The sequence below is a fragment of the Streptomyces sp. V1I1 genome, assembly GCF_030817355.1.
Taxonomy (GTDB): domain Bacteria; phylum Actinomycetota; class Actinomycetes; order Streptomycetales; family Streptomycetaceae; genus Streptomyces.
Map to the genome: position 1 here is coordinate 2,520,395 of NZ_JAUSZH010000001.1, position 26,925 is coordinate 2,547,319.

Genomic DNA, 26,925 nt, shown 5'->3' on the forward strand with positions numbered 1-26,925 from the left:
CGCTCCCTGATCCGGCCTGACGGACCGGACAGAACCTAGGCTGGGTGCATGGTCAATCTGACGCGCATCTATACCCGTACCGGCGACCAGGGCACGACGGCCCTCGGCGACATGAGCCGCACGGCCAAGACCGATCTGCGGATCGCGGCGTACGCCGACGCCAATGAGGCCAATGCCGTTATCGGCACGGCCATCGCCCTCGGGCAGCTCCCGCAGGAGGTCGTGAAGGTCCTCGTCCGCGTCCAGAACGACCTGTTCGACGTGGGCGCGGACCTCGCCACCCCGGTCGTCGAGAACCCGGAGTATCCGCCACTGCGGGTCGAGCAGTTCTACATCGACAAGCTGGAGGCGGACTGTGACCGCTTCAACGAGGAGCTGGACAAGCTCCGCAGCTTCATCCTGCCCGGCGGTACACCGGGCGCGGCGCTGCTGCACCAGTCCTGCACGGTCGTACGGCGCGCGGAGCGCTCGACGTGGGCGGCGCTCGAGGTGCACGGCGAGATCATGAACCCGCTCACCGCGACGTATCTCAACCGCCTCTCCGACCTCCTGTTCATCCTGGCCCGTACGGCCAACAAGGAGGTCGGAGACGTGCTCTGGGTGCCGGGAGGCGAGCGCTAACGCTCAGTGCGCACGGGCTCGCGCTTGGACTTCGCGGCCTGCTTCGGGAAGAGCGTGTAGCTCCCCGCGATGATCACGTTGATGCCGATGAGGAAGAGCATCGTCTCCTGCCAACTGCGCAGCGAGCCGACGTCGCCGTCGCCTCCGACGTACCAGATCGCGGCCTGGAGCAGGCCCATGGCGATCACCGCGGCGGTGATCCAGCGGATGGTCGTCTTCCACTCGTGGATTGTGCGGGCCGCGCCGTATTTCGGCCGCTTGACGGGCGGCGGGCCGCCCGCGAAGCGGTGCGCGAACTTCGCGTCGACCCACTTGATCGTGTGGTGCCCCAGGGCCACGGTGAAGCCGATGTAGACGGCCGCGAGCCCGTGCTTCCAGTCCGGCTCGGCGCCGTTCTTGAGGTCGATCGCCGTCACGGCCAGCAGGACGACCTCCAGCAGCGGCTCGCAGAGCAGGACGGCCGCCCCGAGACGCGGCATCTTCGCCAGGTAGCGCAAGGCCAGTCCAGCGACCAGCAGCACCCAGAAGCCGACCTCGCAGATCACGATCAGCGTGACGATCACAGCACTCTCCCTTCGTTCTGGATTCCAGCCTCCCGTCCGCCCGGCCGCCGATCGTCGTCGCCAGTGACGAAGTGGCACTGCATCCTTCGATGTAGCCGGATGTGGCGGGCCTTCACCCTGGACGTGGAGGCCCGCGCGCCGCCCGCCGTGTTTGATGGGTCTGTGACCGCCTTCCCCCGCCCGCACCGCGACGACGTGCTCATCGCCGTGGCCGGATTCCTCGGCGGCCTGCTGATGTGGTCGCTCGGTCTGGACACCCACAGCGACCAGGGCTTCGAACCGCGCTCGCTCGCGCTGGTGCCGCTGGCCGTGATGAGCGGGGCGGAGCTGCTGCGCCGGACGATGCCGAACACCTCGCTGGCGATCGGCTGTCTGACGATGCTGGCCGACCAGTTCACCGTCGGGAATGTCGCCACCATCGCGATGTTCACGGATCTGGTCTACGCGGCCGTTCTGTACGGCACACCCGCGGCCGCACGCCGTATCCCCGCCGTGTCCATGGTGGCCACCGCCGCCGTCACGGTCACCGCACTCGTCATCTACCAGGATGCACAGGCCATTCTGCCCGGCCTCCTCTTCGCCGTATTGACGGTGGTCCCGGCCTGGACCGGCGTGAGCGTACGCACCCATCGCGACGCTGCCGAAGCCGCCCAGCTGCGCGCCGAGCAAACCGCCCTGCTCGCCGAGATCGACCGCACCCAGGCGGTCACCGCCGAGCGCGCCCGGATGGCCCGAGAGCTGCACGACCTGGTCGCGGGCCATCTCTCGGCGATCGCGATCCACTCCACGGCCGCGCTCTCCCTCGACGACCCGAAGACGTCCCGCGAGGCGCTCGGCGTCATCCGCGAGAACAGCGTCGACGGGCTCGCCGAGATGCGTCGGCTGATCGGGCTGCTGCGGGACAGCGGCGGCGACGCGGAGCCGGCCGCCGCGCCGACACTCGCCGGTGTCGACGCGCTCCTCGATCAGTCGCGGACGAACGGCGCCTCCAGCGGCCTGGAGTGCACGCTCGAAGACACCCGCGAGGCGGGCCTGGCGCTGCCCGCGCCGGTCGAGCTCGCTGCGTACCGCATCATCCAGGAGTCGCTGACCAACGCCCTCAAGCACGCGTCGCCGGGCCGGATCAGGGTGGCCCTGGCGCAGGACGAGCGGACGCTGACGGTACGGGTCACCAGCCCGTACGGCGACCGGCCCGGGCCGCGCGCCCCCGGCTCGGGGGCCGGTCTGGTCGGCATGCGCGAGCGTGTGGCGCTGCTGGACGGGCAGTTCGAGTCGGGACCGGTGACCAATGGCGACGGCCGCAAGATCTGGCAGGTGCGGGCGGAACTGCCCGTCGAGGAAGGGAACCGGAAGGCATGACGATCCGGGTACTGGTCGCGGAGGACCAGAGTGCCGTACGCGCCGGTCTGGTCCTCATCCTGCGCAGCGCGCCGGACATCGAGGTGGCCGGCGAGGCGGCGGACGGCGAGGAAGCCGTGCGGCTGGCCCGCGAGCTGCGCCCGGACCTGGTGCTGATGGATGTTCAGATGCCGCGGCTCGACGGGGTGTCGGCGACCCGGCAGGTCGTCGCCGAACAGCTCGCCGACGTACTCGTACTGACCACGTTCGATCTGGACGAGTACGTCTTCGGGGCGCTGCGGGCGGGGGCCGCGGGCTTCCTGCTGAAGAACACCGATGCCAAGGATCTGCTGGAGGCGGTGCGCACGGTGGCGCGCGGCGAGGGGCTGATCGCGCCTGCTGTGACCCGCCGGCTGATCGCGGAGTTCGCTGCGCCGACTCCCCCGCGATCCCCGGACGCGCCCGACGCCGCGATCCTCGATGTGCTGACCCGGCGCGAGCGCGAGGTGCTGTCGTGTCTCGGCAAGGGCATGTCGAACGCCGAGATCGCGGGACACCTCGACATGGCGGAGGCCACGGTGAAGACCCATGTGAGCCGGCTGCTGGGCAAGCTGGAGATGCGCAGCCGGGTCCAAGCGGCGGTTCTGGTACAGGAGTTGGGCATCTAGCTCTGCTCCCTTCCCCACCTCTCACACCTTTGGTCTGGACCTATTGACGATTGGTCCAGACCTTCCTACTCTCACCGCAAAGACACGCTGCGGTGAGCCACGCAGGGTGCGCAGTGCACGGACCACCCCGGATCGTCCGGACCTCTCGAGGAGCACCCGTGAACACGCAACCCCCACTGCACAGCACCAGATTCAGACTCAGATCCAGAGCCGTCGCGGGACTGACCGCGCTGCTCCTCCCCCTCGCCGCCATGGTCGGCCTCGCCTCCCCCGCCGAGGCCGCTCCCTCGGCGACCGCCACCTACGCCAAGGTCTCCGACTGGGGCACCGGCTTCGAAGGCAAGTGGACGGTGAAGAACACCGGCACCACATCGCTCAGTTCCTGGACCGTCGAGTGGGACTTCCCCTCGGGCACCGCGGTCACCTCCGCCTGGGACGCGGACGTCACCAGCTCCGGCACCCACTGGACCGCCAAGAACAAGTCGTACAACGGCACTCTCGCCGCGGGCGCATCCATCTCCTTCGGCTTCAATGGCACCGGCTCCGGCGCCCCCTCCGGCTGCAAGCTCAACGGCGCCTCCTGCGACGGCGGCAGCGTCCCCGGCGACAACCCGCCGTCCGCCCCCGGCACCCCGAGCGCGTCCGACATCACCAACACCTCGGTGAAGCTGACCTGGACCGCCGCCACCGACGACAAGGGCATCAAGAACTACGACGTGCTGCGTGACGGCGCCAAGATCGCGACGGTGACCGGCACGACGTACACGAACACCGGGCTGACCGCCGGTACCGACTACTCGTACACCGTCCAGGCCCGTGACACCGCCGACCAGACAGGACCGGTCAGCGGCGCCCGCGCGGTGCGCACCACCGGCGGCAGCAACCCCGACCCTGGCAGCAAGGTCAAGCTCGGCTACTTCACCGAGTGGGGCGTCTACGACCGCAACTACCACGTCAAGAATCTGGTCACCAGCGGCTCCGCCTCGAAGATCACGCACATCAACTACGCCTTCGGCAACGTCCAAGGCGGTAAGTGCACAGTCGGCGAGGCCTTCCCGGCGTACGAGAAGTCGTACACCGCCGACCAGAGCGTCGACGGCGTCGCCGACACCTGGGACCAGCCGCTGCGCGGCAACTTCAACCAGCTGAAGAAGCTCAAGGCGCAGTACCCGAACATCAAGGTGCTGTGGTCGTTCGGCGGCTGGACCTGGTCCGGCGGCTTCGGCCAGGCCGCGGCGAACCCGACGGCCTTCGCCCAGTCCTGCTACGACCTGCTCAACGACCCACGCTGGGCCGGGCTCTTCGACGGCATCGACCTGGACTGGGAGTACCCGAACGCCTGCGGTCTGTCCTGCGACACCAGCGGCGCCGCGTCCTTCAAGAACATGATGCAGGCGATGCGCGCCAAGTTCGGCAGCAAGCTCGTCACCGCGGCCATCACCGCGGACGCGTCATCCGGCGGCAAGATCGACGCGGCCGACTACGCCGGCGCCGCCCAGTACGTCGACTTCTACAACGTGATGACGTACGACTTCTTCGGCGCCTGGGCCGCACAGGGCCCCACCGCCCCGCACTCCCCTCTCACCTCGTACTCCGGCATCCCGCAGCAGGGCTTCAACTCCGACGCGGCGATCCAGAAGCTCAAGGGCAAGGGGATCGCGGGCAGCAAGCTGAACCTGGGCATCGGTTTCTACGGCCGCGGCTGGACCGGCGTCACCCAGGCGGCGCCCGGCGGCTCGGCCACCGGACCGGCCCCCGGAAAGTACGAGCAGGGCATCGACGACTACAAGGAGCTCAAGACCAAGTGCCCCACCACCGGCACCGTCGCCGGGACCGCCTACGCACACTGCGGCACCCAGTGGTGGAGCTATGACACCCCGGCCACCATCAGCGGGAAGATGAACTACGTGAAGAGCCAGGGCCTCAAGGGCGCGTTCTTCTGGGAGTTCAGCGGCGACACCAGCAACGGAGAACTGGCGAACGCGATCAGCAGCGGTCTTCAGTAGCCGTACGAACGGCGAAGCCCGGGAGAGCCTGACTCCCGGGCTTCGCTGTGCGTCTTGCGTCTTGCGTCTAGGCCACATTGACTCTCTGGCCGGGCGGCGCCGCCTCCAGCCAGGCGAGGAAGCCGGTGAGCGCGTCCTCGCTCATCGCCAGCTCCAGCCGCGTCCCCCGGTGCAGACAGCCGAGCACCACCGCGTCGGAGAGCAGCGCCAGCTCCTCCTCACCCTCGGGAGTGCGGCGCGCGATGACCTCGATCGCCGAGCGCTCCAGGACACGCCGCGGGCGGGGGGCGTACGAGAAGACCCGGAACCACATGATCCGGTCACCGCTGTAGCGGGCGACGCCATACACCCAGCCCTTGCCGGAGAGGTCGGTCTCCTCCGGGACATTCCAGCGCAGACTGCAGTCAAAGGTGCCGCCCGAGCGCTGGATCAGCCGCCGTCGCAGTCCGAAGACGAACAGCCCGACCGCAACCAGTGTGACGACAACCAGGCCGCTCACAAGCAGAGCGAGGAACATCTCCACCGACCTCCTCGCATCGTTTTCGTCCTAGTCGCACACGCAATCCCACGTGCACCTGCATTGCCTCAGCCGCGGCACGGTCTGGAGAAATCCAGCCCGGGCCGCGGCTGAGACTGAGTCTGTCCGGGGAACGACCCCCAGACCCCCGAAGGGACTGTCGGCGGGGTGCTCAGTGCACCGCCACCGCACGCAGCCGGACATCGGCGCGCCGCTCGGCGGCGTCGTCGTCGTCCGACTTTGCGCGCTCCAGCGCACGCTCCGCGCGCTGGGCATCGATCTCGTCCGCCAGCTCGGCGATCTCCGCCAGCAGGGACAGTTTGTTGTCGGCGAACGAGATGAAACCGCCGTGCACAGCGGCGACGACGGTCCCGCCCTCGCTCGTACGGATGGTCACCGGGCCCGACTCCAGCACACCGAGCAGCGGCTGGTGACCGGGCATGACGCCGATGTCGCCGGACGTGGTGCGCGCGACGACCATGGTGGCCTCGCCGGACCAGACGCTGCGGTCCGCGGCGACCAGCTCGACATGCAGCTCAGCAGCCAAGGGTGGCTCCTCGGGTCACCACCCGGCACTTCTGCCGGGTGTTGGGTCAATTCTAGTAGGCGTACGAAGGGGGGCGGGACGCACCCGCCCCCCTTCACGAGTCAGCGGACTCAGGAGACGCCGAGCTCCTTGGCGTTGGCCTTGAGGTCCTCAATGCCACCGCACATGAAGAACGCCTGCTCGGGGAAGTGGTCGTACTCACCGTCACAGATCGAGTTGAACGCGGCGATCGACTCCTCGAGCGGCACGTCCGAACCGTCCACGCCGGTGAACTGCTTGGCGACGTGGGTGTTCTGCGACAGGAAGCGCTCGACGCGACGGGCACGGTGGACAACAAGCTTGTCCTCCTCGCCCAGCTCGTCGATACCGAGGATCGCGATGATGTCCTGGAGGTCCTTGTACTTCTGCAGGATTCCCTTGACGCGCGTGGCGGCGTCGTAGTGGTCCTGCGCGATGTAGCGCGGGTCCAGGATCCGGGACGTGGAGTCCAGCGGGTCCACGGCCGGGTAGATGCCCTTCTCGGAGATCGGACGGGACAGAACCGTCGTCGCGTCGAGGTGGGCGAAGGTGGTGGCCGGGGCCGGGTCGGTCAGGTCGTCCGCGGGGACGTAGATCGCCTGCATCGAGGTGATCGAGTGACCACGCGTCGAGGTGATGCGCTCCTGCAGCGTACCCATCTCGTCGGCCAGGTTCGGCTGGTAACCCACCGCGGACGGCATACGGCCGAGCAGGGTGGACACCTCGGAGCCGGCCTGGGTGTACCGGAAGATGTTGTCGATGAAGAAGAGCACGTCCTGCTTCTGCACATCGCGGAAGTACTCCGCCATGGTCAGACCGGCCAGGGCGACGCGCAGACGGGTGCCCGGCGGCTCGTCCATCTGACCGAAGACCAGGGCGGTCTTGTCGATGACGCCGGACTCGCTCATCTCCTCGATGAGGTCGTTGCCCTCACGGGTACGCTCACCGACGCCCGCGAACACCGACACACCCTCGTGCAGGTTGGCGACGCGGTAGATCATTTCCTGGATCAGAACGGTCTTGCCGACACCGGCACCACCGAACAGACCGATCTTTCCACCCTTGACGTACGGGGTGAGAAGGTCGATGACCTTGACGCCGGTCTCGAACATCTCGGTCTTCGACTCGAGCTGATCGAAGCTGGGGGCCTTGCGGTGAATGGGCCAGCGCTCGGTGGTCTCGCTGTTGGCCTCGGGCACGTTCAGCACCTCACCGAGGGTGTTGAACACCTTGCCCTTGGTGAAGTCACCGACCGGCACGGTGATGCCCGCACCCGTGTTGGTCACCGCGGCCTGGCGGACCAGACCGTCGGTGGGCTGCATCGAGATGGCGCGCACGATGCCCTCGCCGAGGTGCTGGGCAACCTCGAGCGTCAGCATCTTGAGCTGGCCGTCCTGAGCAGGGTCGGCGACCTGAACGGTCAGCGCGTTGTAGATCTCCGGCATCGCGTCGACGGGGAACTCCACGTCGACGACCGGGCCGATCACCCGGGCGACGCGGCCCGTGGCGGCGGCCGTCTCAACTGTCGTCGTCATTACTTGTCACTCCCCGCGGTCGCGTCGGCCAGGGCGCTGGCGCCACCGACGATCTCGCTGATTTCCTGGGTGATTTCGGCCTGGCGGGCCGCGTTGGCAAGCCGGGAGAGGCTCTTGATGAGCTCCCCGGCGTTGTCGGTCGCCGACTTCATCGCGCGGCGGGTGGCAGCGTGCTTGGAAGCAGCGGCCTGGAGCAGCGCGTTGTAGATCCGGCTCTCGACGTAGCGCGGCAGCAGGGCGTCGAGGACGTCCTCCGCCGACGGCTCGAAGTCGAACAGCGGAAGGATCTCGCCCTTGGTGCCGGACTCTTCCGCGGCCTCCTCGAGGCTGAGCGGCAGCAACCGGTTCTGCACCGGCGTCTGCGTCAGCATCGAGACGAACTCGGTGAAGACGATGTGGAGCTCGTCCACGCCGCCCTCGGCCGTGTCCTGCTGGACGGCCGCGATCAGCGGTCCTGCGACCTTCTTGGCGTCGGCGTAGGTCGGGTTGTCGGTGAAGCCGGTCCACGACTCCGTGACCTTGCGCTCACGGAAGCCGTAGTACGCGACACCCTTGCGGCCGACGATGTACGCGTCGACCTCCTTGCCCTCGCCGCGGAGCCGCTCGGTGAGCTGCTCCGCCGCCTTGATGGCGTTGGCGGAGTAGCCGCCGGCCAGACCGCGGTCGCTCGTGATGAGCAGGATCGCGGCACGGACCGGAGCGTCCACCTCGGTGGTCAGCGGGTGCTTGGTGTTCGACCCCGTCGCCACCGCGGTCACCGCGCGGGTGAGCTCGGTCGCGTACGGCGTGGAGGCCGCCACCTGGCGCTGCGCCTTGACGATGCGCGAGGCGGCGATCATCTCCATCGCCTTGGTGATCTTCTTGGTCGCGGTGACGGATTTGATGCGACGCTTGTAGACCCGGAGCTGGGCTCCCATGAGTCAGGTCCCTTCCGTCGTCACTTGGCCGTGCTGACCGGCGCGTCTTCGCCCAGAAGCTTGCCGTCCGAGGTCTCGAACTGACGCTTGAAGGCGGCGATCGCGTCGCCGATGGCCTGGAGGGTGTCGTCGGACATCTTGCCGCCCTCGGCGATGCTGGTCAGCAGCTCCTTGCGCTCGCGGCGCAGGTGCTCGAGCAGCTCGGTCTCGAAGCGGCGGATGTCCTGGACCGGGACGTCGTCCATCTTGCCGGTGGTGCCGGCCCAGACGGAGACGACCTGCTCCTCGACGGGCATCGGCTGGTACTGAGCCTGCTTGAGGAGCTCGACCATGCGCTTGCCGCGCTCCATCTGCGCCTTGGAAGCCGCGTCCAGGTCGGAACCGAAGGCGGCGAACGCCTCCAGCTCGCGGTACTGGGCGAGGTCCACACGAAGACGGCCGGAGACCTGCTTCATGGCCTTGTGCTGGGCGGAGCCACCGACGCGGGAGACCGAGATACCGACGTTCAGGGCCGGACGCTGGCCGGCGTTGAACAGGTCGGACTCCAGGAAGCACTGGCCGTCGGTGATGGAGATGACGTTGGTCGGGATGAACGCCGACACGTCGTTCGCCTTGGTCTCGACGATCGGGAGTCCCGTCATCGAACCGGCGCCCATCTCGTCCGACAGCTTCGCGCAACGCTCGAGGAGACGAGAGTGCAGGTAGAAGACGTCACCGGGGTAAGCCTCGCGGCCCGGCGGACGGCGCAGCAGCAGCGACACGGCGCGGTAGGCGTCGGCCTGCTTCGACAGGTCGTCGAAGATGATCAGGACGTGCTTGCCCTGGTACATCCAGTGCTGGCCGATGGCCGAGCCGGTGTACGGCGCCAGGTACTTGAAGCCGGCCGGGTCGGACGCCGGGGCGGCGACGATCGTCGTGTACTCGAGCGCGCCCGCCTCCTCCAGCGCACCGCGCACGGACGCGATGGTGGAGCCCTTCTGGCCGATGGCGACGTAGATGCAGCGGACCTGCTTCTTCACGTCGCCCGAGCGCCAGTTGTCGCGCTGGTTGATGATCGTGTCGACGGCCAGAGCGGTCTTGCCGGTCTGACGGTCGCCAATGATCAGCTGACGCTGGCCACGGCCGATCGGCACCATTGCGTCGACGGCCTTGTAGCCGGTCTGCATCGGCTCGTGCACCGACTTACGGACCATGACGCCCGGGGCCTGCAGCTCGAGGGCGCGGCGGCCGTCGGACTCGATCTCGCCGAGGCCGTCGATCGGGTTGCCGAGCGGGTCGACGACGCGACCCAGGTAGCCCTCGCCGACAGCGACGGAGAGAACCTCACCGGTGCGCTGCACCGGCTGGCCCTCCTCGATACCGCTGAACTCGCCGAGGACGACCGCACCGATCTCGCGCTCCTCGAGGTTGAGGGCGAGACCGAGGGTGCCGTCCTCGAACTTCAGCAGCTCGTTCGCCATGGCCGAGGGAAGACCCTCGACCTTCGCAATGCCGTCGCCGGCAACGCTGACCGTACCGACCTCCTCGCGCGAGGCCGCGTCCGGCTGGTACGACTGGACAAAGTTCTCCAGCGCGTCCCGGATCTCCTCCGGCCGGATCGTGAGCTCCGCCATCTGGGTTCCCTGCTCTCCTTGTTGGGCCCGAAGTTTCTTAAGGGGTCTGGGGGCCGACCCCCAGGAATCTTCTGCAATCTCTGCACGGCCCAACCGGGCCGCTCGTACTGCTGTGTTCAGTTGGTGGCTGGTCAGCCGGCGATGCGACGAGTCGCCTCGTCGAAACGGTCCGCGATGGTGCCGTTGATCATCTCGTCGCCGACGCGCACCGCGATCCCGCCGAGGACCTCGGGGTCCACGTCGAGGTTGAGGTGCATCTCGCGGCCGTAGATCCGCGCAAGGCTCGCGCCGAGGCGCTGCTTCTGCTGATCGCTCAGCGGCACCGCCGAGGTGACGACCGCGACCATCCGGTCCCGGCGCGCCGCGGCGAGCTTGGACAGGGACTCGAGTCCAGCTTCCAGGCTACGTCCCCGGGGCTGGGTAACAAGACGGACAACCAGACGCTCGGTGACCGGATTGGCCTTCCCGCCGAGCAGGCTGCGCAGCAGCTCGCCCTTGGCGGACGCCGGGGCCGACTTGTCGGTCAGCGCGGACCGCAGCTCGGGGCTGGAGTCGATGATCCGGCCGAACCGGAACAGCTCGTCCTCGACGTTGTCGAGCGCGTCGGCCCGCTGGGCGACGGTGAGGTCGGCGGTGGCCGCCAGCTCCTCGACCGAGTCGACCAGGTCGCGCGACTGCGACCAGCGAGAACGCACCATGCCGGAGATCAGGTCGACGGTCTCGCCGCCCACCTGACCGGCCAGCAGGCGTCCCACCAGCTCGGCCTTGGCCTCACCGGCCTGCGCCGGGTCGGTCAGGACCCGACGCAGCGACACCTCACGGTGGAGCAGCGTGGTGACGGCGGCGAGCTCCTCCGCGAGCTTGGCGACGTCGACCGACGTGTTGTCGGTCAGCGCGTCAAGGGACTCGCGTGCGGCAGCCAGCGCCTCGCGGCTCGCTCCGTTCATCGCGCGGCCTCGGCCTTCGAAGTGCTGTCCTCGAGCTCATCGAGGAAGCGGTCGATGGTGCGGCTCTGCCGGGCGTGGTCCTCGAGGGACTCACCGACGAGCTTGCCGGCCAGGGCGACGGCGAGCTTGCCCACGTCCTGACGCAGCGTCGCAGCCGCTGCCTTGCGGTCGGCCTCGAGCTGGGCGTGGCCGGCCGCGATGATTTCCTCACGCTGCCGCTGACCTTCCGCCTTCATCTCCTGGATGATCGCGGTGCCCTGCTCGGTCGCCTCCTGGCGCATCCGAGCGGCCTCGTGGCGGGCCTCGGCGAGCTGAGCCTTGTACTGCTCGAGCACGCTCTCGGCCTCGATCTTGGCCGCATCGGCCTTCTCGATGCCACCCTCGATGGCCTCGCGACGCTCTTCCAGAACCTTGTTGATGTTCGGGAGGAGCTTCTTGGCGAGGAAGCCGAAAACGATGGCAAAGGCGATCAGACCGATGGCCACCTCAGGCCACGGCGGAATGAGGGGATTCTCCTTCTCACCCTCTTGCGCCAAGATCATGGCGAGGTTCACATCAGTGCCTTTCGTCGAAAGAGGCTAGTCGTCGCTGTTCGTCCTAGTAGACGAACGGCATGACCATGCCGATGAGGGCGAGCGCTTCACAGAAGGCGAAGCCGAGGATCTGGTTGGCGCGGATCAGACCGGCAGCCTCGGGCTGACGGGCCAGGGCCTGCGTGCCGTTACCGAAGATGATGCCGACGCCGACGCCGGGGCCGATTGCGGCCAGGCCGTAACCGACCGAGCTGAGGGAACCTTCGACGGCAGCAAGGGTCTGGGACATGCCAGTTCTTCCTTCTCTTTCACGGACCGATGGGGGTTGGCCACCGGACGAATTGCAGCTACGGGTGGGGCGCTCAGTGGTGCTCGGCGACCGCGCCCTGGATGAAAGTGCAGGCCAGGAGGACGAAGACGTACGCCTGGACAGCCTGGATGAAGAGCTCGAAGCCGGTCATCACGACGACCATCACGAACGACACACCCGCGTAGGCAATGCCGATGCCGTTCAGCAGGTACCAGCTGGCGATGGTGAACAGCAGCAGCAGGGTGTGACCGGCGAACATGTTCGCGAAGAGTCGGACGGCGTGGGTGAACGGCCGGAGCAGGACATTCGAGAAGACCTCGATGAGCATGACCAGCGGCAAGATCGCGCCGAGCGACTTGTCGTAGCCGGTGATGTTCTTGAGGCCGCCGACGAAACCGTGGCGCTTGAAGGTGACGCTCATCCAGATGACGTAGACGATCGCAGCAAGTGCGGCCGGGTAGGCGATGATCGACGTGACCGGGAACTGGGCGATCGGAATGATCGACCAGAGGTTCATCATCCAGACGAAGAAGAAGATCGAGACCATCAAGGGGATGTACTTCTCACCCTCCTTCCTTCCGAGGGTCTCGTAAACGATGCCACGGCGCACGAAGTCGTAGCCGGCCTCGGCGACCATCTGCAGCTTGCCGGGTACGACCTTCGGCTTGTTGAAAGCGGCCCAGAAGAAGCCCACGATGATGATGGTGCCGAGCAGCGCCAGCAGCATCACCTTGTTGAAGTAGAAGCCGCTACCGTCGGCGTTGCCCCAGAGTGGCTCGAACATGAACGAGTGCAGGCCGGGGCCCGGAAAGCCACAACCGTCGAAGATGTGGCAGTCGGTCTCGAAAGCGAGCACCTGAGTCGGGTCAGCACTCACCGCGGGCTCCTTCAGCGTGGCGCATAGGTACGGCAACCTCGTTGTGTCGGCGCGGCACGCAGCCGCTGTTCGGCACTGGACTGGTGTTACGGATGTGGGGGCGGCTGGCAGGCAGAGAGCCTCGCGAATAAGCAGGCGTCAGCTCAGAAGCCCGCGCCCGCAGTGCCGCAGTTGGAACCGGACGATAGCAGGATCTCGAACGGGCATTTATCCCGGCCCTACCCTTCACCTCGACGACCCCGTCTTCTCGGCCTTTTCGCTCTTGGCCGAGTCAGGTTCCACGTAGAGGATCTTGGCTTTCATGTACGCGCGGGCCTGTGCGGCAACCCAGACGAGGGTCGACGCGAGCAGCGTGAAAGCGAAGGCCTTGGGGTTGAACAGGGTGGTGTCCTTGAAGACCGCCACGAAGATGAAGAGCAGCAACAGCTGAGCCGTGTAGAGCATCAGTCCCATGGCCTGGAACAGCTGCGGAAGCGACTTGGCCGTCCGCTGGAGCACGACCATCCCCGTTCCCATGCACAGGATGACCACCAGAGTGCCGACCGCCGCTCCGATCGCTCCCTTGCCACCGGCGACCCCCGCGCTGACCGCAATGGCGACAACGCCTGCGGCAGTGGTGGGTACAACGGTGTGAAGGAGAGTCCGGACGTCGTTGGACGGCATGGCGGCAGCTCCGCTTGCTGGTGGGGGCAGTGGTGTCGTCATGGACGAGCGTAATCCCGGTCCGAGTTGTGCCTCGGGGCCAAGGGACCGTCGCACTACGGTCCTTCGGCGCTGTCTCCGGGTCTCGTGAACCGTATCACAAACTATTTGAATAGGTCTTTACCCAGAGAGTGTGCCAACCGTCACACATGAGAGTTACCGCGCGCGTGTGTGCAGGACAAGCCGCCGCCATGTCTGCTATTAGGCGGCCATATGGTGACTCGTCAGCCGCGCGTCCCGGCCTTCCTTCGGTCCGGGAACCGCGAACGGGGGCCGATGGCGGTCGCCCCGTTGACGCCCGCCGGGACCGGGGTGCGCTCCTCGGGCACCTCGTCGGCCTGCTCCCCCACGCTGTACGAGAGCGGGGGCACCGTCTGGGGCAGCGTCTTGCGGCGCCGGTAGCGCGGCGGCACGAAGGCCTCCGCCCAGCGCGGGGCGCGCGGGGTGAAGCGCGGCAGCAGCAGAAGCACCAGGCCCACCGCGCTCAGCGCGACGATGAGCATCACGATCCACATCGACGCCGAATGCACGGAGTACGCGACGACGCCGAAGGCGATCAGCGCCGACCAGAAGTACATGATCAGGACCGCGCGGCTGTGCGAGTGTCCGATCTCCAGGAGCCGGTGGTGGAGATGGCCGCGGTCGGCGGCGAACGGCGACTGTCCGTTCCAGGTACGGCGCACGATGGCGAGCACCAGGTCGGCGACCGGGATCGCGATGATGGTCAGCGGCAGCAGCAGCGGGATGAAGACCGGCAGCGCCGCGTGCGTGGCCTGGCGGGTGCTGCCCTCGAAGATCTTCAGAGCGTCCGGGTCCACCTGGCCGGTCACCGAGATCGCCGCCGCCGCGAGCACCAGGCCGATCAGCATCGAGCCCGAGTCGCCCATGAAGATCCGGGCGGGGTGCATGTTGTGCGGCAGGAAGCCCAGGCACATACCCATCAGGATCGCGGTGAAAAGAGTCGCGGGAGCGGCCGCCTCGATCATGTACCCGAACCAGATCCGGTACGAGTAGAGGAAGAAGGCCGCGGCGGCGATGCAGACCATGCCGGCGGCCAGGCCGTCCAGGCCGTCCACGAAGTTCACCGCGTTGATGGTGATGACGACGAGCGCGACAGTCAGCAGGGTGCCCTGCCAGGAGGTCAGCGAGACCGTGCCGACGCCGGGGACGGGGATCCACAGGATCGTCAGACCCTGCATCACCATCACACCCGCGGCGATCATCTGGCCGCCTAGCTTGATCAGGGCGTCGATCTCGAACTTGTCGTCCAGGACGCCGATGATCCAGATCAGGGCGGCGCCGGAGAGCAGCGCGCGCGGTTCGTTCGACAGCTCGAAGACGCTGTTCAGATTCTGCAGATGGTCGGCGACCAGAAGTCCAGCGCACAGCCCGAAGAACATGGCAATGCCGCCGAGTCGCGGTGTCGGCTCTCGGTGTACGTCGCGGGCGCGGATCTCCGGCATCGCTCCGGTCGCGATGGCGAACTTCCGCACCGGACCGGTCAGCAGATAGGTCACCGCAGCCGTGACACAGAGCGTCAGCAGGTAATCACGCACGGGCTGCCCCACAGGAATCGCTGGCCATCTCAGCCCCACACCCTAGCTCTGGTAGCCACATGCTTGAGGACATACGGGTGGCGGCGATGGTTGCAAGAGTTCGCGACTACCCCGGATAAGGGGGAAATCTACCGGCCAGCGCGCGTACTTCCGTACGTACCTTCAGCGCCTCCTCGCCCTCTTCACGCATCGCCGCCGTGAACAGCGCGGCGATCCGTCTCATCTCGGCCTCGCCCATGCCCTGCGTGGTGATGGCCGCGGTGCCGAGACGGATGCCGCGGCCGTCGCCGTACGGCAGGGCGCAGGTGTCGAGGACCAGTCCGGCGGCGGCGAGACGGCCGCGTGCCGCCCTGCCGTCCACGCCGAGCGGGGCCGGATCCGCGCAGATCAGATGGGTGTCGGTGCCGCCGGTCGCCACCGCGAAGCCTTCCGCCTCGAGCTCGTCGGCGAGCACCCGGGCATTGGCGACCACCTGATGGGCGTACGCCGTGAACGCGGGGGTCGCCGCCTCACCGAAGGCGACGGCCTTGGCGGCGATCGTGTGCATCTGGGCGCCGCCCTGAGTGAACGGAAAGACCGCCCGGTCGATGCGCTCGGCCAGCTCCGACCCGCAAAGGATCATCCCGCCGCGCGGCCCGCGCAGAACCTTGTGTGTGGTGGCACACACCACATCGGCGTACGGGACGGGACTGGGGGCCGCGCCGCCGGCGATCAGGCCCATCGGGTGGGCGGCATCCGCGATGAGATACGCGCCGACATCGTCCGCGATCTCGCGGAAGGTGCCGTAGTCGGGGTGGCGGGGGTAGGAGATCGAGCCGCAGACGATGGCCTTGGGCCGGTGCTGCCGGGCGAGGGTGCTCACCTGGTCGTAGTCGATGAGACCGGACTCCGCCTCGACGCCGTATCCGACGAAGTCGAACCAGCGGCCGGAGAAATTGGCGGGCGAGCCGTGGGTGAGATGACCGCCGTACGTCAGGCCCATGGCGAGCACGGTGTCACCGGGCTTGAGCAGCGCAGCGTATGCCGCGAGGACTGCGGAGGAGCCGGAGTGCGACTGCACGTTGGCGTGGTCGGCGCCGAACAGGACGGTGGCGCGCTCGACGGCGATCCGCTCGGCGGCGTCGACGAGCTCACAGCCGCCGTGGTGCCGGGCGCCGGGATAGCCCTCGGCGTACTTGTTGGCGAGCGGGGAGCCGAGGGCGGCGAGGACCGCGGGCGAGGTGAAGTTCTCGGCGGCGATGAGCTGAAGGCTGTCGCTCTGCCGTCCCAACTCCCCCAGGATCACCTCGGCGATCTCGGGGTCCTGGCGACGCAGGGCGTCGAAGTCCGCGTAGGCCGCGGGGGCGGCGGCAGGTGCAGTGCTGACCGGCATGGTGGGCTCCGGGCCTCGCGCGTGGGGTTGCAGCCCCTCCAATGTAGGCCGGGGTCTGGCGGCCTGCCCGGTGTCCGGGGGATCTCTCTTTCCCCACCCCGCCCCTTCCCGTAACTGTGGGCTTCGCCCCCAGCCCCCCGTACGCCCTTCTGGCGGTCCCCCCCACGGGCTCCAATGGAGCCCCTCCGGCGACCGAGGAGCGGGGTCCGGGGCGGAGCCCCGGTCAGGGCCGAATGTTCAGCCTCGCCGGCGTTTGAGGCACGGGCTTTGGGGCGGAGCCCCCAAATCAAGCCCCGCCGGCGCTTGAGGCGCGGGGTCCGGGGCGGAGCCCCAGTTACGGGAAGGGGCGGGGTGGGGGCAAGCCCCCGCAGCGGCTCAGTGGCGGGCCCGGACCCCCGTCAGCGCCGTCACCACAGGATCCAGCGCCTGGTTGATCTCGTCCCCGATCGATCGGAAGAACGTGATCGGCGCACCGTACGGGTCGTACACCTCATCCGCATCCGGGCTCGGCGCAAGCAGCCACCCCCGCAGCGCCGCCGCCGCGCGCACCAGCGCGCGGGCGCGTTCGACGACGCCCTCGTCGCGCGGATCGGGCAGCGTCGCCGGGTCTATGGCCCGCACCAGCCGGGTGAACTCCTTGAGCGTGAAGGTGCGCAGGCCCGCCGAATGGCCCATAGAGATCACCTGCGCCCGGTGGTCACGGGTCGCCGTGAGGACCAGGTCCGCGCGGATCACATGCTCGTCGAGCAGCTCACGGCCCACGAAACCCGTCGCGTCCGCGCCGAAGTCGGCCAGGACGATCTCGGCATTGGCCTCCATCGGGGCGCCCTCGTGGCCCCAGGTGCCCGCGCTCTCCACAATCAGGCCGCCCGTGAGCCCATCGCCGAGGCGGTCGCTCAGGGCATGGCGGGTCAGCCGCTCGGTGATCGGCGAGCGGCAGACGTTGCCGGTGCTGACGTGGAGGATGCGGAAGGTGGAGGTGCTCCCTCCAGACTCCGTCCGGGGGGACCCCCAGGATTCCGCTATGCCACGCCCCTCAGGGGCGGTCAATTGGCCACCTCGAGGTCGGGTACGACTTTGCGCAGCTCGTCCGGTGAGAGCGCTCCCTCGCGCAGCAGCACCGGGACCTTGCCCGTGACGTCGACGATCGAGGACGGCACGTTGCCCGGGGTCGGGCCGCCGTCCAGGTAGACCGAGACCGAGTCGCCGAGCATCTCCTGCGCGGCGTCGCAGTCCTCGGGCGCCGGGTGCCCGGTGAGGTTGGCGCTGGAGACCGCCATCGGGCCGACCTCGGTGAGCAGTTCGATCGCGACCGGGTGCAGCGGCATCCGGATCGCGACGGTGCCCCGGGTGTCGCCCAGGTCCCACTGCAGTGACGGCTGGTGCTTGGCGACCAGCGTCAGCGCACCCGGCCAGAAGGCGTCGACAAGCTCCCAGGCCTGCTCGGAGAAGTCGGTGACCAGGCCGTGCAGGGTGTTCGGGGATCCGATGAGGACAGGCGTGGGCATGTTGCGGCCGCGCCCCTTGGCTTCCAGCAGGTCGGCGACGGCCTCGGAACCGAAGGCGTCCGCACCGATCCCGTACACGGTGTCGGTGGGCAGCACGACCAGCTCGCCGCGGCGGACGGCCGATGCGGCTTCACGCAGACCGGTGGTGCGATCCGTCGCGTCGTTGCAGTCGTATCGCCGAGCCATCAGCGGGCCTCCTCGTACATGGACACGTACACAAGCTTGGTCATGGCGTTGCCTTGCGCGCGGTCGCGAAGCGCGGCCGCTTGTTCAGGTCGGGGTGGTCGGCCGCGTCCGCCCAGCCCGCCTCTTCGCTGAAGATCCACGGCACTTGGCCGCCCTGCGTGTCGGCGTGCTCGACGACGACGAGGCCGCCGGGCCGCAGCAGCCGGTGGGCGGTGCGCTCGATGCCGCGAATCGTGTCCAGGCCGTCCTCGCCGGAGAACAGAGCCATGTCCGGGTCGTGGTCGCGAGCCTCGGGGGCGACATACTCCCACTCCGTGAGCGGGATGTACGGCGGATTCGAGATGACCAGGTCGACCTGCCCGTCCAGCTCGGGAAGCGCGGACAGGGCGTCGCCCTGGTGAATGGTGACGCGCGAGCCCTCGGCGTTCTTACGGGTCCACCTCAGCGCGTCCTCGGAGAGCTCCACGCCGTGCACCCGCGAGCGCGGCACCTCCTGCGCCATGGCGAGCGCGATGGCCCCGGACCCCGTACACAGATCGACGATGAGCGGCTCGACGACGTCCATGGCCCGTACGGCGTCTATGGCCCAGCCGACGACCGACTCGGTCTCCGGGCGGGGCACGAATACGCCGGGCCCGACCTGCAGCTCCAGAAAGCGGAAGAAAGCGCGCCCGGTGATGTGCTGGAGCGGTTCGCGGGCCTCGCGGCGGGCGACCGCCTCCCAGTAGCGGGCGTCGAAGTCGCCGTCCGGGACGTTGTGCAGCTCTCCCCGCTTGACGCCGTGCACGAACGCGGCGAGCTCCTCCGCGTCGAAGCGCGGTGAGGGCACGCCGGCGTCGGCCAGCCGCTGGGTGGCCTGGGCCACCTCGGCAAGCAGCAGGTTCACCTTGGTCCTCCGGGACTGCAGGGGGTTGATGCAGGGGGTTGTTACTGGGGGTTGTTACTGGGCGTCGGCGAGCTTGGCGGCGGAGTCGGCGTCGACACAGGCCTGGATTACCGCGTCCAGATCACCGTCGAGCACCTGGTCCAAGTTGTACGCCTTGAAGCCGACACGGTGGTCCGAGATGCGGTTTTCCGGGAAGTTGTACGTACGGATCTTCTCCGAGCGGTCAACTGTGCGGACCTGGCTGCGCCGGGCACTCGCGGCTTCCTTCTCGGCCTCCTCCTGGGCCGCGGCAAGCAGCCTGGAGCGCAGGATACGCATCGCCTGCTCCTTGTTCTGGAGCTGGCTCTTCTCGTTCTGGCAGGAGGCGACGATGCCGGTCGGCAGGTGCGTGATGCGCACCGCGGAGTCGGTGGTGTTGACGGACTGGCCGCCGGGACCCGACGAGCGGTAGACGTCGATCCGCAGATCGTTGGCGTGGATCTCGACGTCGATCTCCTCCGCCTCGGGCGTGACCAGCACGCCGGCCGCCGAGGTGTGGATGCGGCCCTGGGACTCGGTGGCGGGCACGCGCTGCACGCGGTGCACTCCGCCCTCGTACTTCATCCGCGCCCAGACGCCCTGCCCGGGCTCGGTCGCGCCGTTGCCGCCCTTGGTCTTCACCGCGACCTGGACATCCTTGTAGCCGCCGAGCTCGGACTCGGTGGCGTCGATGATCTCGGTCTTCCAGCCGACGCGCTCGGCGTAGCGCAGATACATCCGCAGCAGATCACCGGCGAACAGGGCCGACTCGTCGCCGCCCGCGCCCGCCTTGACCTCGAGGATGACGTCCTTGTCGTCGCTGGGGTCGCGCGGTACGAGCAGCAGCCGCAGCTTCTCGGTGAGCTCCTCGCGCTGCTTCTCGAGCTCCTTGACCTCGGCGGCGAAGTCCGGGTCGTCGACGGCGAGTTCACGCGCGGTCTGGATGTCGTCCCCGGTCTGCTTCCAGGAGCGGTACGTGCCGACGATCGGGGTCAGCTCGGCGTAGCGCTTGCCCAGCTTGCGCGCGTTCGCCTGGTCCGCGTGGACCGAAGGGTCGGCGAGCTTCTTCTCGAGATCGGCGTGTTCGCCGATCAGTTCCTCGACCGCCTCGAACATCGGGGGCTCCTGGGTTTGGTACGCGAAATGGGGCTGCTCAGAACGGACAAAGCGCCGGCCTCGGCCACCCCCGGTCAGGGGCGGCCGAGGGCCGGCGCAGTGGCTCGCTACTTCTTGGCGGAGCCGGCAGCCTTGCCGAAGCGGGCCTCGAAGCGGGCCACACGGCCACCGGTGTCGAGGATCTTCTGCTTGCCCGTGTAGAACGGGTGGCACTCGGAGCAGACCTCGGCCCGGACGGTGCCGGACGCGATGGTGCTACGGGTGGTGAACGACGCGCCACAGGTGCAGCTGACCTGCGTCTCGACGTACTCGGGGTGGATGTCGCGCTTCAAGGGTGTCTCCTAGTTTCGGGAGGGCACCGGGTCGTACGTGCGGATTGCTCGTACGTGAACCGGGGCCGACGTACCAGTCTGCCAGGACCGGCCGTAACTCCCAAAACCGGGGTACCGCCGGATCTATTCCCCGCAGGGGCGGGGCGCCCTACCGGCTCCGGACGACCGTGCCTGCGTCGCCCTTGTCGCCCGCGGAGTCCTTGACGGCGGATGCGGGGATCGGTTTGTCCTGCGCCAGCGCCGTCCAGACCTGCTGCGACGCGGCCTTGAGCGGGACCACGCGGTTGGGGTCCGCCGGGTCGTACTCCACCGGCATCGTGATCATGTGCACGTCCTGCGCACCGAGGCCGCTCAGCCCCCTGGCAAAGCTCATCAGCTCGTTGACGGTGTCGAGCTCGGAGTCGGGCTTGATCGCCTTGGTCGCGGTGTCGGCGATGTCGAGGAGCTTCTTCGGGTTGGTGAAGACGCCGACGTCCTTGACCTGGTTGATGAAGGCCTTCATGAAGGCCTGCTGGAGCTGTATTCGGCCCAGGTCGCTGCCATCGCCGACGCTCTTGCGGGTGCGTACGAGACCGAGCGACTGCTCCCCGTCGAGGGTGTGCGTGCCGGGCGGCAGGTCCAGATGGCTCTTGCTGTCGTTGATGGGCTTGGTGGTGGTGATCTCCACGCCGCCCAGCTCGTCGATGAGCTTCTTGAAGCCGGTGAAGTCGACCTCTATGTAGTGGTCCATGCGGATGCCGGACATCTTTTCGATGGTCTTCACCGCGCAGGCGGGGCCACCGACCTCGTACGCCGTGTTGAACATGGCGCGCTTCTCGCCGGAGACGGTCTTGCCCTCCCCGTCCGCGCACTGGGGGCGGTCGACGAGGGTGTCACGCGGGATGGAGACGACGCTGGCCTTCTTGTGGCCCTCGTAGACGTGCACGACCATCGCGGTGTCGGAGCGCGCAACACCTTCGTCCACGCCGTATTCGCCGTTGGCGCCGGAGCGGGAGTCGGAGCCCAGGACCAGAATGTCCATGGAGCCGTTGTCGACGTTCTGGGGGCGGTCGTCGCCGAGTGCGGCGTTGATGTCGACGCCCTGGAGGTTGCCGTTGAGCTTGAAGTAGGCGTAACCGAGACCGGATCCACCGATCAGCACCAGCCCTGCGAGGGACCATCCGGCCACGGTCATGGCTCTGCGGCTCTTGGTGGGCGCTTTACGGCGTTTGCCGCGGCGGCGTATTCGGCTGCCGCTGCTGCTCTGGTCGGCCATGGTCTCCTCGGCTCTCGCTGTTCCCGCTACCCCCTGCCGTCTTGATCAGGCGCGGTCTGTCGCACTTGTCCAGACGGCGAGGGAGCATGAAGGGTTGCACAGCAGCCTGAGAACTCCTTAAGAACGCGTCGCGCCCACCGTGCGGTGCACGGTGGGCGCGACGTACTGCTTGTGGGGCCCGACTGGCCGTTCTCACCTGCGAGTTCGGCGGTCGGTGAGTCCGGGCGCGGGAGCTGCGTCACGCCTGACGGCTGTGGCGAAGGTCTCCCGGCCGCGGCCTCGGTGAACCTCAGTCGTTGCCGTTGCCTCCGGCGGACGGGGTCGTCTTCTGGATCTGCAGCAGGAACTCTGCGTTCGACTTCGTCTGCTTCATCTTGTCCAGCAGCAGCTCGATGGCCTGCTGCTGGTCGAGCGCGTGCAGCACCCGGCGCAGCTTCCAGACGACGGCGAGCTCGTCGCTGCCGAGCAGGATCTCTTCCTTACGGGTGCTGGACGCGTCCACGTCCACCGCCGGGAAGATGCGCTTGTCGGAGAGCTTGCGGTCGAGCTTGAGCTCCATGTTGCCGGTGCCCTTGAACTCCTCGAAGATCACCTCGTCCATGCGCGAGCCGGTCTCGACCAGCGCGGTGGCCAGGATGGTCAGCGAGCCGCCGTCCTCGATGTTGCGCGCCGCACCGAAGAAGCGCTTCGGCGGATAGAGCGCGGTCGAGTCGACACCACCGGACAGGATGCGGCCGGAGGCCGGCGCCGCCAGGTTGTACGCACGGCCCAGGCGGGTGATCGAGTCCAGCAGGACGACCACGTCGTGACCCAGCTCGACGAGACGCTTGGCGCGCTCGATGGCCAGCTCGGCGACGGTGGTGTGGTCCTCGGCCGGGCGGTCGAAGGTCGAGGAGATGACCTCGCCCTTCACCGACCGCTGCATGTCGGTGACCTCTTCCGGACGCTCGTCGACCAGGACGACCATCAGGTGGCACTCGGGGCTGTTGACGGTGATCGCGTTGGCGATCGCCTGCAGGATCATGGTCTTGCCGGTCTTCGGCGGGGCCACGATCAGGCCTCGCTGGCCCTTTCCGATCGGCGCGACGAGGTCGACGATCCGGGTCGTCAGGACGCCCGGGTCGGTCTCGAGGCGCAGCCGGTCCTGCGGGTACAGCGGGGTCAGCTTCTGGAACTCCGGGCGCCCGCGGCCGGATTCGGCCGCCATGCCGTTCGCCGAGTCGAGGCGGACCAGCGCGTTGAACTTCTCGCGGCGCTCGCCCTCCTTCGGCTGGCGCACAGCGCCGGTGACGTGGTCACCCTTGCGCAGACCGTTCTTGCGGACCTGGGCGAGCGAGACGTACACGTCGTTCGGACCCGGCAGGTAGCCGGACGTACGAATGAAGGCGTAGTTGTCGAGGATGTCCAGGATGCCCGCGACGGGGATCAGGACGTCGTCCTCGGAGACCTGCGGCTCGCCGGTGGCGAAGTCGTCGCGGCCACGACGGCCACGACGGTCGCGGTAGCGGCCACGACGGCCACGACGGCCGCCCGCCTCGTCGTCGAAGTCGTCCTGCGGACCGGCGCCCTGCGGGCCCTGCTGGCCCTGCTGGCCGCCCTGACGCTGCTGGCGCTGGCCGCCCTGCTGCTCGTCGCCCTTGCCGCCGCGGCGGTCACGCTGACGGTCACGGCGTTCGCCGCGCTCGCCGCCGCGCTCACCACGGTCGCCGCGCTCTCCGCGCTGGCCCCGCTCCTGGCGGTCGCGACGGCCCTCGGCGCCGTCCTGGGACACGGCGGTGGCGGCCTCGGCCTCCGGCTGCGCCTCCGTCTTCACGTCGACGGCACCCTCGGCCTTGACGTCGGTCTTGGCGTCCGGGCTGCCCGCCTGCGCGGTGGCCCGACGACGGCGGCGCTCACCGGCCGGCTGGTCGTCGCTGGCCGGCTGGCCGGGAATGTCGATCTGCTGCTGGGCCACGGCCTTCTCGGCCTTGTCGGCCTTGTCGGCCTTCTCCGCGACGGCTGCATCGTCGCCCGTACGCGCCTTGGAGGTGGCGCGCCGCTTCGGCTTGGTCTCGGCGCTGCCGGTGCCCGCCTCGGCACTCTTGGCCGGAGCGGCGGAGCCTCCGGCCTGCGCCTCCTTGATGACCTCGATCAGCTGGCTCTTGCGCATCCGCGCGGTGCCCCTGATCCCGAGGCCGGACGCGACCTGCTGCAGCTCGGCCAGGACCATGCCCTCGAGGCCGGTGCCGGAGCGGCGGCGCCGTGAGGTGGTGCCAGAGGCAGCACCTGCGGCGGGCGCGGAGGTGTCGACACTGCTGTCGGCGCTCACGCCCATCAGATCGGTGGTGTCGCTCACGAAGGGTCCTTCCCTGGAGCGGACGTCGGCCTTCTGGCTCGGCGACCGGTTGTGCTGTCCGACGTCGGTCCTGGTTGTGGACCGTGCCGGGGCGGTGGTCCCGCCGGGAATTAACGGCGGAGAGATAAACATGCAAGGCCCGGCCCGAGGTCCCCCTGCTCGGCCCACTCCTGGAAAAGCGAGGGGTGGTCGTGCCGGTTCCGGAGCGTGCTCGAAACTGCTCAGGCAGGCTGCTCAGGCAGTTGGGGAGGCTCCCGGAAGAATGTTGGTCCCGAATGGGGACACGAAGCACTGCGCCACAAAGACGTCGGCTGCAGACTTGAGGTTAACACTACCGGCTCCAACAAACATTCCCCCTCTCCATCACCGGCAATCTCGTGTCACTACGGGGCGAGCGGCAGAACACTCGCTCCCGCGGCGTCGAAGGTGAGCCGGTTGGCCGCCCATCCCTCGCCCGCCAGTCGTGCGACCTTGTCGGCCACACCGTCCTCGGTCAGCGCGAGCACCGTGGGGCCCGCGCCGGAGATGACTGCGGCGACGCCGTCGGCGCGCAGTCGGTTGACCAGGGCCACGCTCTCCGGCATCGCCGGGGCGCGGTACTCCTGGTGGAGCCGGTCCTCGGTGGCCGGCAGCAGCAGCTCAGGACGCCTGGTCAGCGCCTCGACGAGCAGGGCGGCCCGGCCAGCGTTGGCCGCGGCGTCCACATGGGGGACGGTGCGCGGAAGCAGTCCGCGTGCCGTCTCGGTGAGCACCGGCTTACCGGGCACGAAAACCACCGGAACGACGGAATCGACAGGGTCCATCCTGATGGCGCGCGCCGCTCCCCCGTCGGTCCAGGCAAGCGTGAAGCCGCCCAGCAGACAGGCGGCGACATTGTCGGGGTGCCCCTCGATCTCGGTGGCGAGCTCCAGCAGCGCCGCGTCGTCGAGCTTGGCGTCGCCCCCTATGGTCACGGCGCGGGCGGCGACGATGCCGGCGCAGATGGCCGCGGACGACGATCCCAGGCCCCGCCCGTGCGGGATGCGGTTGGCGCAGACCACTTCGAGGCCGCGCGGCTGCCCTCCGAGCAGGTCGAATGCCGTACGCAGGGAACGTACGAGCAGATGGCTCTCATCGCGGGGCAGCGTCGTGGCGCCCTCGCCCGCGATGTCGATGTGCAGACCGGAGTCCGCGACCCTGACGACGACGTCGTCGTACAGCCCCAGGGACAGCCCGAGGGCGTCGAAGCCCGGGCCGAGATTGGCGCTGGTGGCGGGGACGCGCACCCGGACGGCGGCGGCGCGGAACGCTGGACCGGCCATCGCTCGATGACTCTCCTTGGTTCTGACTGCGAGATTTTTTCGAGAGGTACGAACACCCGTGGGCCGTAATGGCAACAACACCGCGGCATATGCGGCGGGGCGGGTTCGGTACAGCTTATCGAAGGAAGGTTCAGTGGCGACATAGGGCGCACGGTAGGCGCACGATGCGTGTCGGAAGCCTCCTGTGCCCCTACGTACGCCGTTGTCCGGCTTGCCTTGCTTTCCCCGGGGCGGGCCCCCCGGAACCCGGGGAAAGCAGAAGCGGCGAGGTTACGCCAGACCGAGGTGCTGGGCGGCCGCGGCGGCGTCCACCGGCACGGTGACCGGCTGCGGCGCTCCGGCGACCGCCCAGTCCGGGTCCTTCAGTCCGTTGCCGGTGACCGTGCAGACGATCCGCTGGCCCGGGTCGACCTTGCCGGCCTCTGCGGCCTTCAGCAGACCCGCGACGGACGCTGCCGACGCGGGCTCCACGAAGACGCCCTCCTGCGAGGCCAACAGCCGGTACGCGCGCAGAATCTCACGGTCCGTCACCTCGTCGATGAGACCGCCCGACTCGTCGCGCGCGGCGAGGGCGTACTGCCAGGAGGCCGGGTTGCCGATCCGGATCGCGGTGGCGATGGTGGAGGGGTCCTTGACGACCTCGCCGCGGACGATCGGGGCCGAGCCGGAGGCCTGGAAGCCCCACATCCGGGGAGCCTGCGTCGACATCTTGTCTGCGGCGTACTCCTTGTACCCCTTCCAGTACGCCGTGATGTTGCCGGCGTTGCCGACGGGCAGCACATGGATGTCGGGGGCGTCGCCGAGCGCGTCGACGATTTCGAACGCGGCGGTCTTCTGCCCGTCGATGCGGAACGGATTGACCGAATTGACCAGTGCCACCGGGTAGTTCTCCGAGAGCCGGCGGGCGAGGTTCAGGCAGTCGTCGAAGTTCCCGTCGACCTGGAGGATGCGCGAGCCGTACACCAGCGCCTGCCCCATCTTGCCGAGGGCGATCTTGCCCTGGGGGACCAGGACCGCGCAGACCATTCCGGCCCGTACGGCATAGGCGGCGGCCGAGGCGGACGTGTTGCCGGTGGAGGCGCAGATGACCGCCTTCGCGCCCTCCTCCTTGGCCTTGGTGATGGCCATGGTCATGCCACGGTCCTTGAAGGATCCGGTGGGGTTGGCGCCCTCGACCTTGAGGTGCACCTCGCAGCCCGTGCGCTCGGAGAGGACCTGCGCCGGGACGAGCGGCGTGCCACCCTCGCGCAGCGTGACGACCGGCGTCGTGTCCGTCACCGGGAGACGGTCCCGGTACTCCTCGATGATGCCGCGCCACTGGTGGGTGCCGTTGGTCGTCATGGGTCCC

26 protein-coding genes are annotated in these 26,925 nt (G+C 68.5%); 4 read left to right on the forward strand and 22 right to left on the reverse strand.

What is annotated here, in order from left to right; all coding sequences use genetic code 11:
- The first annotated feature begins 48 nt into the window (after positions 1-48).
- Positions 49-621, forward strand: coding sequence for a cob(I)yrinic acid a,c-diamide adenosyltransferase (locus QFZ67_RS11895; RefSeq protein ID WP_307661057.1), 573 nt, complete (start codon positions 49-51; stop codon positions 619-621).
- Here QFZ67_RS11895 and QFZ67_RS11900 read toward each other — a convergent pair.
- A complete protein-coding gene (locus QFZ67_RS11900) occupies positions 618-1,184 on the reverse strand; it encodes a hypothetical protein (RefSeq protein ID WP_307661058.1) in 567 nt (188 codons plus the stop codon). The genes QFZ67_RS11895 and QFZ67_RS11900 overlap by 4 nt on opposite strands.
- 162 nt (positions 1,185-1,346) lie before the next feature.
- On the opposite strand from QFZ67_RS11900, the gene QFZ67_RS11905 reads away from it, so the two are divergent.
- The 3 genes from QFZ67_RS11905 to QFZ67_RS11915 all read left to right on the forward strand — a co-directional run bounded on the left by QFZ67_RS11905 (position 1,347) and on the right by QFZ67_RS11915 (position 5,196).
- On the forward strand, positions 1,347-2,543 hold the full coding sequence (locus tag QFZ67_RS11905) for a sensor histidine kinase (RefSeq protein WP_307661059.1): 1,197 nt from the start codon (positions 1,347-1,349) through the stop codon (positions 2,541-2,543).
- Positions 2,540-3,190 carry a response regulator transcription factor gene (locus tag QFZ67_RS11910; RefSeq protein ID WP_307661060.1) on the forward strand — a complete coding sequence of 217 codons (651 nt, stop codon included), beginning with the start codon at positions 2,540-2,542 and terminating at the stop codon, positions 3,188-3,190. The genes QFZ67_RS11905 and QFZ67_RS11910 overlap by 4 nt, the downstream gene beginning before the upstream one ends.
- A 158-nt stretch (positions 3,191-3,348) precedes the next feature.
- Positions 3,349-5,196: a glycosyl hydrolase family 18 protein gene (locus QFZ67_RS11915; protein ID WP_373429988.1), complete on the forward strand. Its 1,848-nt coding sequence runs from the start codon at positions 3,349-3,351 to the stop codon at positions 5,194-5,196.
- A gap of 67 nt (positions 5,197-5,263) precedes the next feature.
- Here the strand turns inward: QFZ67_RS11915 and QFZ67_RS11920 are convergent, their stop codons facing one another.
- The 21 genes from QFZ67_RS11920 to thrC all read right to left on the reverse strand — a co-directional run bounded on the left by QFZ67_RS11920 (position 5,264) and on the right by thrC (position 26,918).
- Positions 5,264-5,713, reverse strand: a complete 450-nt coding sequence (locus tag QFZ67_RS11920) for a DUF2550 domain-containing protein (RefSeq protein WP_307661061.1) — start codon at positions 5,711-5,713, stop codon at positions 5,264-5,266.
- Positions 5,714-5,885: 172 nt separating this feature from the next.
- A complete protein-coding gene (locus QFZ67_RS11925; RefSeq protein WP_307661062.1) occupies positions 5,886-6,260 on the reverse strand; it encodes a F0F1 ATP synthase subunit epsilon in 375 nt (124 codons plus the stop codon).
- Between the two features lie 110 nt (positions 6,261-6,370).
- Positions 6,371-7,813, reverse strand: coding sequence for a F0F1 ATP synthase subunit beta (gene atpD / locus QFZ67_RS11930; RefSeq protein ID WP_307661063.1), 1,443 nt, complete (start codon positions 7,811-7,813; stop codon positions 6,371-6,373).
- Positions 7,813-8,730: a F0F1 ATP synthase subunit gamma gene (locus tag QFZ67_RS11935; RefSeq protein WP_307661064.1), complete on the reverse strand. Its 918-nt coding sequence runs from the start codon at positions 8,728-8,730 to the stop codon at positions 7,813-7,815. Before QFZ67_RS11935 ends, atpD begins: the two co-directional genes overlap by 1 nt.
- A gap of 20 nt (positions 8,731-8,750) precedes the next feature.
- Entirely contained in the window at positions 8,751-10,343 is a 1,593-nt protein-coding gene (atpA, locus tag QFZ67_RS11940; protein ID WP_307661065.1) for a F0F1 ATP synthase subunit alpha, read from the reverse strand.
- Positions 10,344-10,474: 131 nt separating this feature from the next.
- Positions 10,475-11,290, reverse strand: coding sequence for a F0F1 ATP synthase subunit delta (locus QFZ67_RS11945; protein ID WP_307661066.1), 816 nt, complete (start codon positions 11,288-11,290; stop codon positions 10,475-10,477).
- Positions 11,287-11,832, reverse strand: coding sequence for a F0F1 ATP synthase subunit B (locus QFZ67_RS11950; RefSeq protein ID WP_307665813.1), 546 nt, complete (start codon positions 11,830-11,832; stop codon positions 11,287-11,289). Before QFZ67_RS11950 ends, QFZ67_RS11945 begins: the two co-directional genes overlap by 4 nt.
- Before the next feature lie 55 nt (positions 11,833-11,887).
- Positions 11,888-12,112: a F0F1 ATP synthase subunit C gene (locus QFZ67_RS11955; protein WP_307661067.1), complete on the reverse strand. Its 225-nt coding sequence runs from the start codon at positions 12,110-12,112 to the stop codon at positions 11,888-11,890.
- Between the two features lie 73 nt (positions 12,113-12,185).
- Positions 12,186-13,025: a F0F1 ATP synthase subunit A gene (gene atpB / locus QFZ67_RS11960; RefSeq protein WP_307665814.1), complete on the reverse strand. Its 840-nt coding sequence runs from the start codon at positions 13,023-13,025 to the stop codon at positions 12,186-12,188.
- 210 nt (positions 13,026-13,235) lie between these two features.
- Positions 13,236-13,673, reverse strand: a complete 438-nt coding sequence (locus QFZ67_RS11965; protein WP_307661068.1) for a hypothetical protein — start codon at positions 13,671-13,673, stop codon at positions 13,236-13,238.
- Positions 13,674-13,936: 263 nt separating this feature from the next.
- A complete protein-coding gene (locus QFZ67_RS11970; RefSeq protein ID WP_307661069.1) occupies positions 13,937-15,268 on the reverse strand; it encodes an MraY family glycosyltransferase in 1,332 nt (443 codons plus the stop codon).
- Between the two features lie 106 nt (positions 15,269-15,374).
- Positions 15,375-16,640: a serine hydroxymethyltransferase gene (glyA, locus tag QFZ67_RS11975; protein ID WP_307661070.1), complete on the reverse strand. Its 1,266-nt coding sequence runs from the start codon at positions 16,638-16,640 to the stop codon at positions 15,375-15,377.
- Between the two features lie 375 nt (positions 16,641-17,015).
- A complete protein-coding gene (locus QFZ67_RS11980) occupies positions 17,016-17,690 on the reverse strand; it encodes a protein-tyrosine-phosphatase (RefSeq protein WP_373429989.1) in 675 nt (224 codons plus the stop codon).
- Complete coding sequence (locus QFZ67_RS11985; RefSeq protein ID WP_307661071.1) at positions 17,687-18,334, reverse strand: L-threonylcarbamoyladenylate synthase; 648 nt, start codon at positions 18,332-18,334, stop codon at positions 17,687-17,689. The genes QFZ67_RS11980 and QFZ67_RS11985 overlap by 4 nt, the downstream gene beginning before the upstream one ends.
- A gap of 40 nt (positions 18,335-18,374) precedes the next feature.
- Positions 18,375-19,220 carry a peptide chain release factor N(5)-glutamine methyltransferase gene (prmC, locus tag QFZ67_RS11990; RefSeq protein ID WP_307661072.1) on the reverse strand — a complete coding sequence of 282 codons (846 nt, stop codon included), beginning with the start codon at positions 19,218-19,220 and terminating at the stop codon, positions 18,375-18,377.
- 54 nt (positions 19,221-19,274) lie between these two features.
- Positions 19,275-20,354, reverse strand: a complete 1,080-nt coding sequence (gene prfA / locus QFZ67_RS11995) for a peptide chain release factor 1 (RefSeq protein ID WP_307661073.1) — start codon at positions 20,352-20,354, stop codon at positions 19,275-19,277.
- A 107-nt stretch (positions 20,355-20,461) separates the two neighbouring features.
- Positions 20,462-20,686, reverse strand: coding sequence for a 50S ribosomal protein L31 (rpmE, locus tag QFZ67_RS12000; protein WP_307661074.1), 225 nt, complete (start codon positions 20,684-20,686; stop codon positions 20,462-20,464).
- A gap of 148 nt (positions 20,687-20,834) precedes the next feature.
- Positions 20,835-21,941: an LCP family protein gene (locus tag QFZ67_RS12005; protein ID WP_307661075.1), complete on the reverse strand. Its 1,107-nt coding sequence runs from the start codon at positions 21,939-21,941 to the stop codon at positions 20,835-20,837.
- A gap of 289 nt (positions 21,942-22,230) precedes the next feature.
- A complete protein-coding gene (gene rho / locus QFZ67_RS12010; RefSeq protein ID WP_307661076.1) occupies positions 22,231-24,276 on the reverse strand; it encodes a transcription termination factor Rho in 2,046 nt (681 codons plus the stop codon).
- Between the two features lie 383 nt (positions 24,277-24,659).
- Entirely contained in the window at positions 24,660-25,577 is a 918-nt protein-coding gene (gene thrB / locus QFZ67_RS12015; protein ID WP_307661077.1) for a homoserine kinase, read from the reverse strand.
- Between the two features lie 270 nt (positions 25,578-25,847).
- Positions 25,848-26,918, reverse strand: coding sequence for a threonine synthase (gene thrC, locus QFZ67_RS12020; protein ID WP_307661078.1), 1,071 nt, complete (start codon positions 26,916-26,918; stop codon positions 25,848-25,850).
- Positions 26,919-26,925: the final 7 nt, after the last annotated feature.

What these genes read in the sequence shown, in the direction of transcription:
- QFZ67_RS11895 (WP_307661057.1), top strand. Translation starts at nt 49, where the DNA reads ATGGTCAATCTGACGCGCATCTATACCCGTACCGGCGACCAGGGCACG.
- QFZ67_RS11910 (WP_307661060.1), top strand. Translation starts at nt 2,540, where the DNA reads ATGACGATCCGGGTACTGGTCGCGGAGGACCAGAGTGCCGTACGCGCC.
- QFZ67_RS11920 (WP_307661061.1), bottom strand. Translation starts at nt 5,713, where the DNA reads ATGTTCCTCGCTCTGCTTGTGAGCGGCCTGGTTGTCGTCACACTGGTT.
- atpD (WP_307661063.1), bottom strand. Translation starts at nt 7,813, where the DNA reads ATGACGACGACAGTTGAGACGGCCGCCGCCACGGGCCGCGTCGCCCGG.
- QFZ67_RS11935 (WP_307661064.1), bottom strand. Translation starts at nt 8,730, where the DNA reads ATGGGAGCCCAGCTCCGGGTCTACAAGCGTCGCATCAAATCCGTCACC.
- atpA (WP_307661065.1), bottom strand. Translation starts at nt 10,343, where the DNA reads ATGGCGGAGCTCACGATCCGGCCGGAGGAGATCCGGGACGCGCTGGAG.
- QFZ67_RS11945 (WP_307661066.1), bottom strand. Translation starts at nt 11,290, where the DNA reads ATGAACGGAGCGAGCCGCGAGGCGCTGGCTGCCGCACGCGAGTCCCTT.
- QFZ67_RS11950 (WP_307665813.1), bottom strand. Translation starts at nt 11,832, where the DNA reads ATGATCTTGGCGCAAGAGGGTGAGAAGGAGAATCCCCTCATTCCGCCG.
- QFZ67_RS11955 (WP_307661067.1), bottom strand. Translation starts at nt 12,112, where the DNA reads ATGTCCCAGACCCTTGCTGCCGTCGAAGGTTCCCTCAGCTCGGTCGGT.
- QFZ67_RS11965 (WP_307661068.1), bottom strand. Translation starts at nt 13,673, where the DNA reads ATGCCGTCCAACGACGTCCGGACTCTCCTTCACACCGTTGTACCCACC.
- glyA (WP_307661070.1), bottom strand. Translation starts at nt 16,640, where the DNA reads ATGCCGGTCAGCACTGCACCTGCCGCCGCCCCCGCGGCCTACGCGGAC.
- QFZ67_RS11985 (WP_307661071.1), bottom strand. Translation starts at nt 18,334, where the DNA reads ATGGCTCGGCGATACGACTGCAACGACGCGACGGATCGCACCACCGGT.
- prfA (WP_307661073.1), bottom strand. Translation starts at nt 20,354, where the DNA reads ATGTTCGAGGCGGTCGAGGAACTGATCGGCGAACACGCCGATCTCGAG.
- QFZ67_RS12005 (WP_307661075.1), bottom strand. Translation starts at nt 21,941, where the DNA reads ATGGCCGACCAGAGCAGCAGCGGCAGCCGAATACGCCGCCGCGGCAAA.
- thrB (WP_307661077.1), bottom strand. Translation starts at nt 25,577, where the DNA reads ATGGCCGGTCCAGCGTTCCGCGCCGCCGCCGTCCGGGTGCGCGTCCCC.
- thrC (WP_307661078.1), bottom strand. Translation starts at nt 26,918, where the DNA reads ATGACGACCAACGGCACCCACCAGTGGCGCGGCATCATCGAGGAGTAC.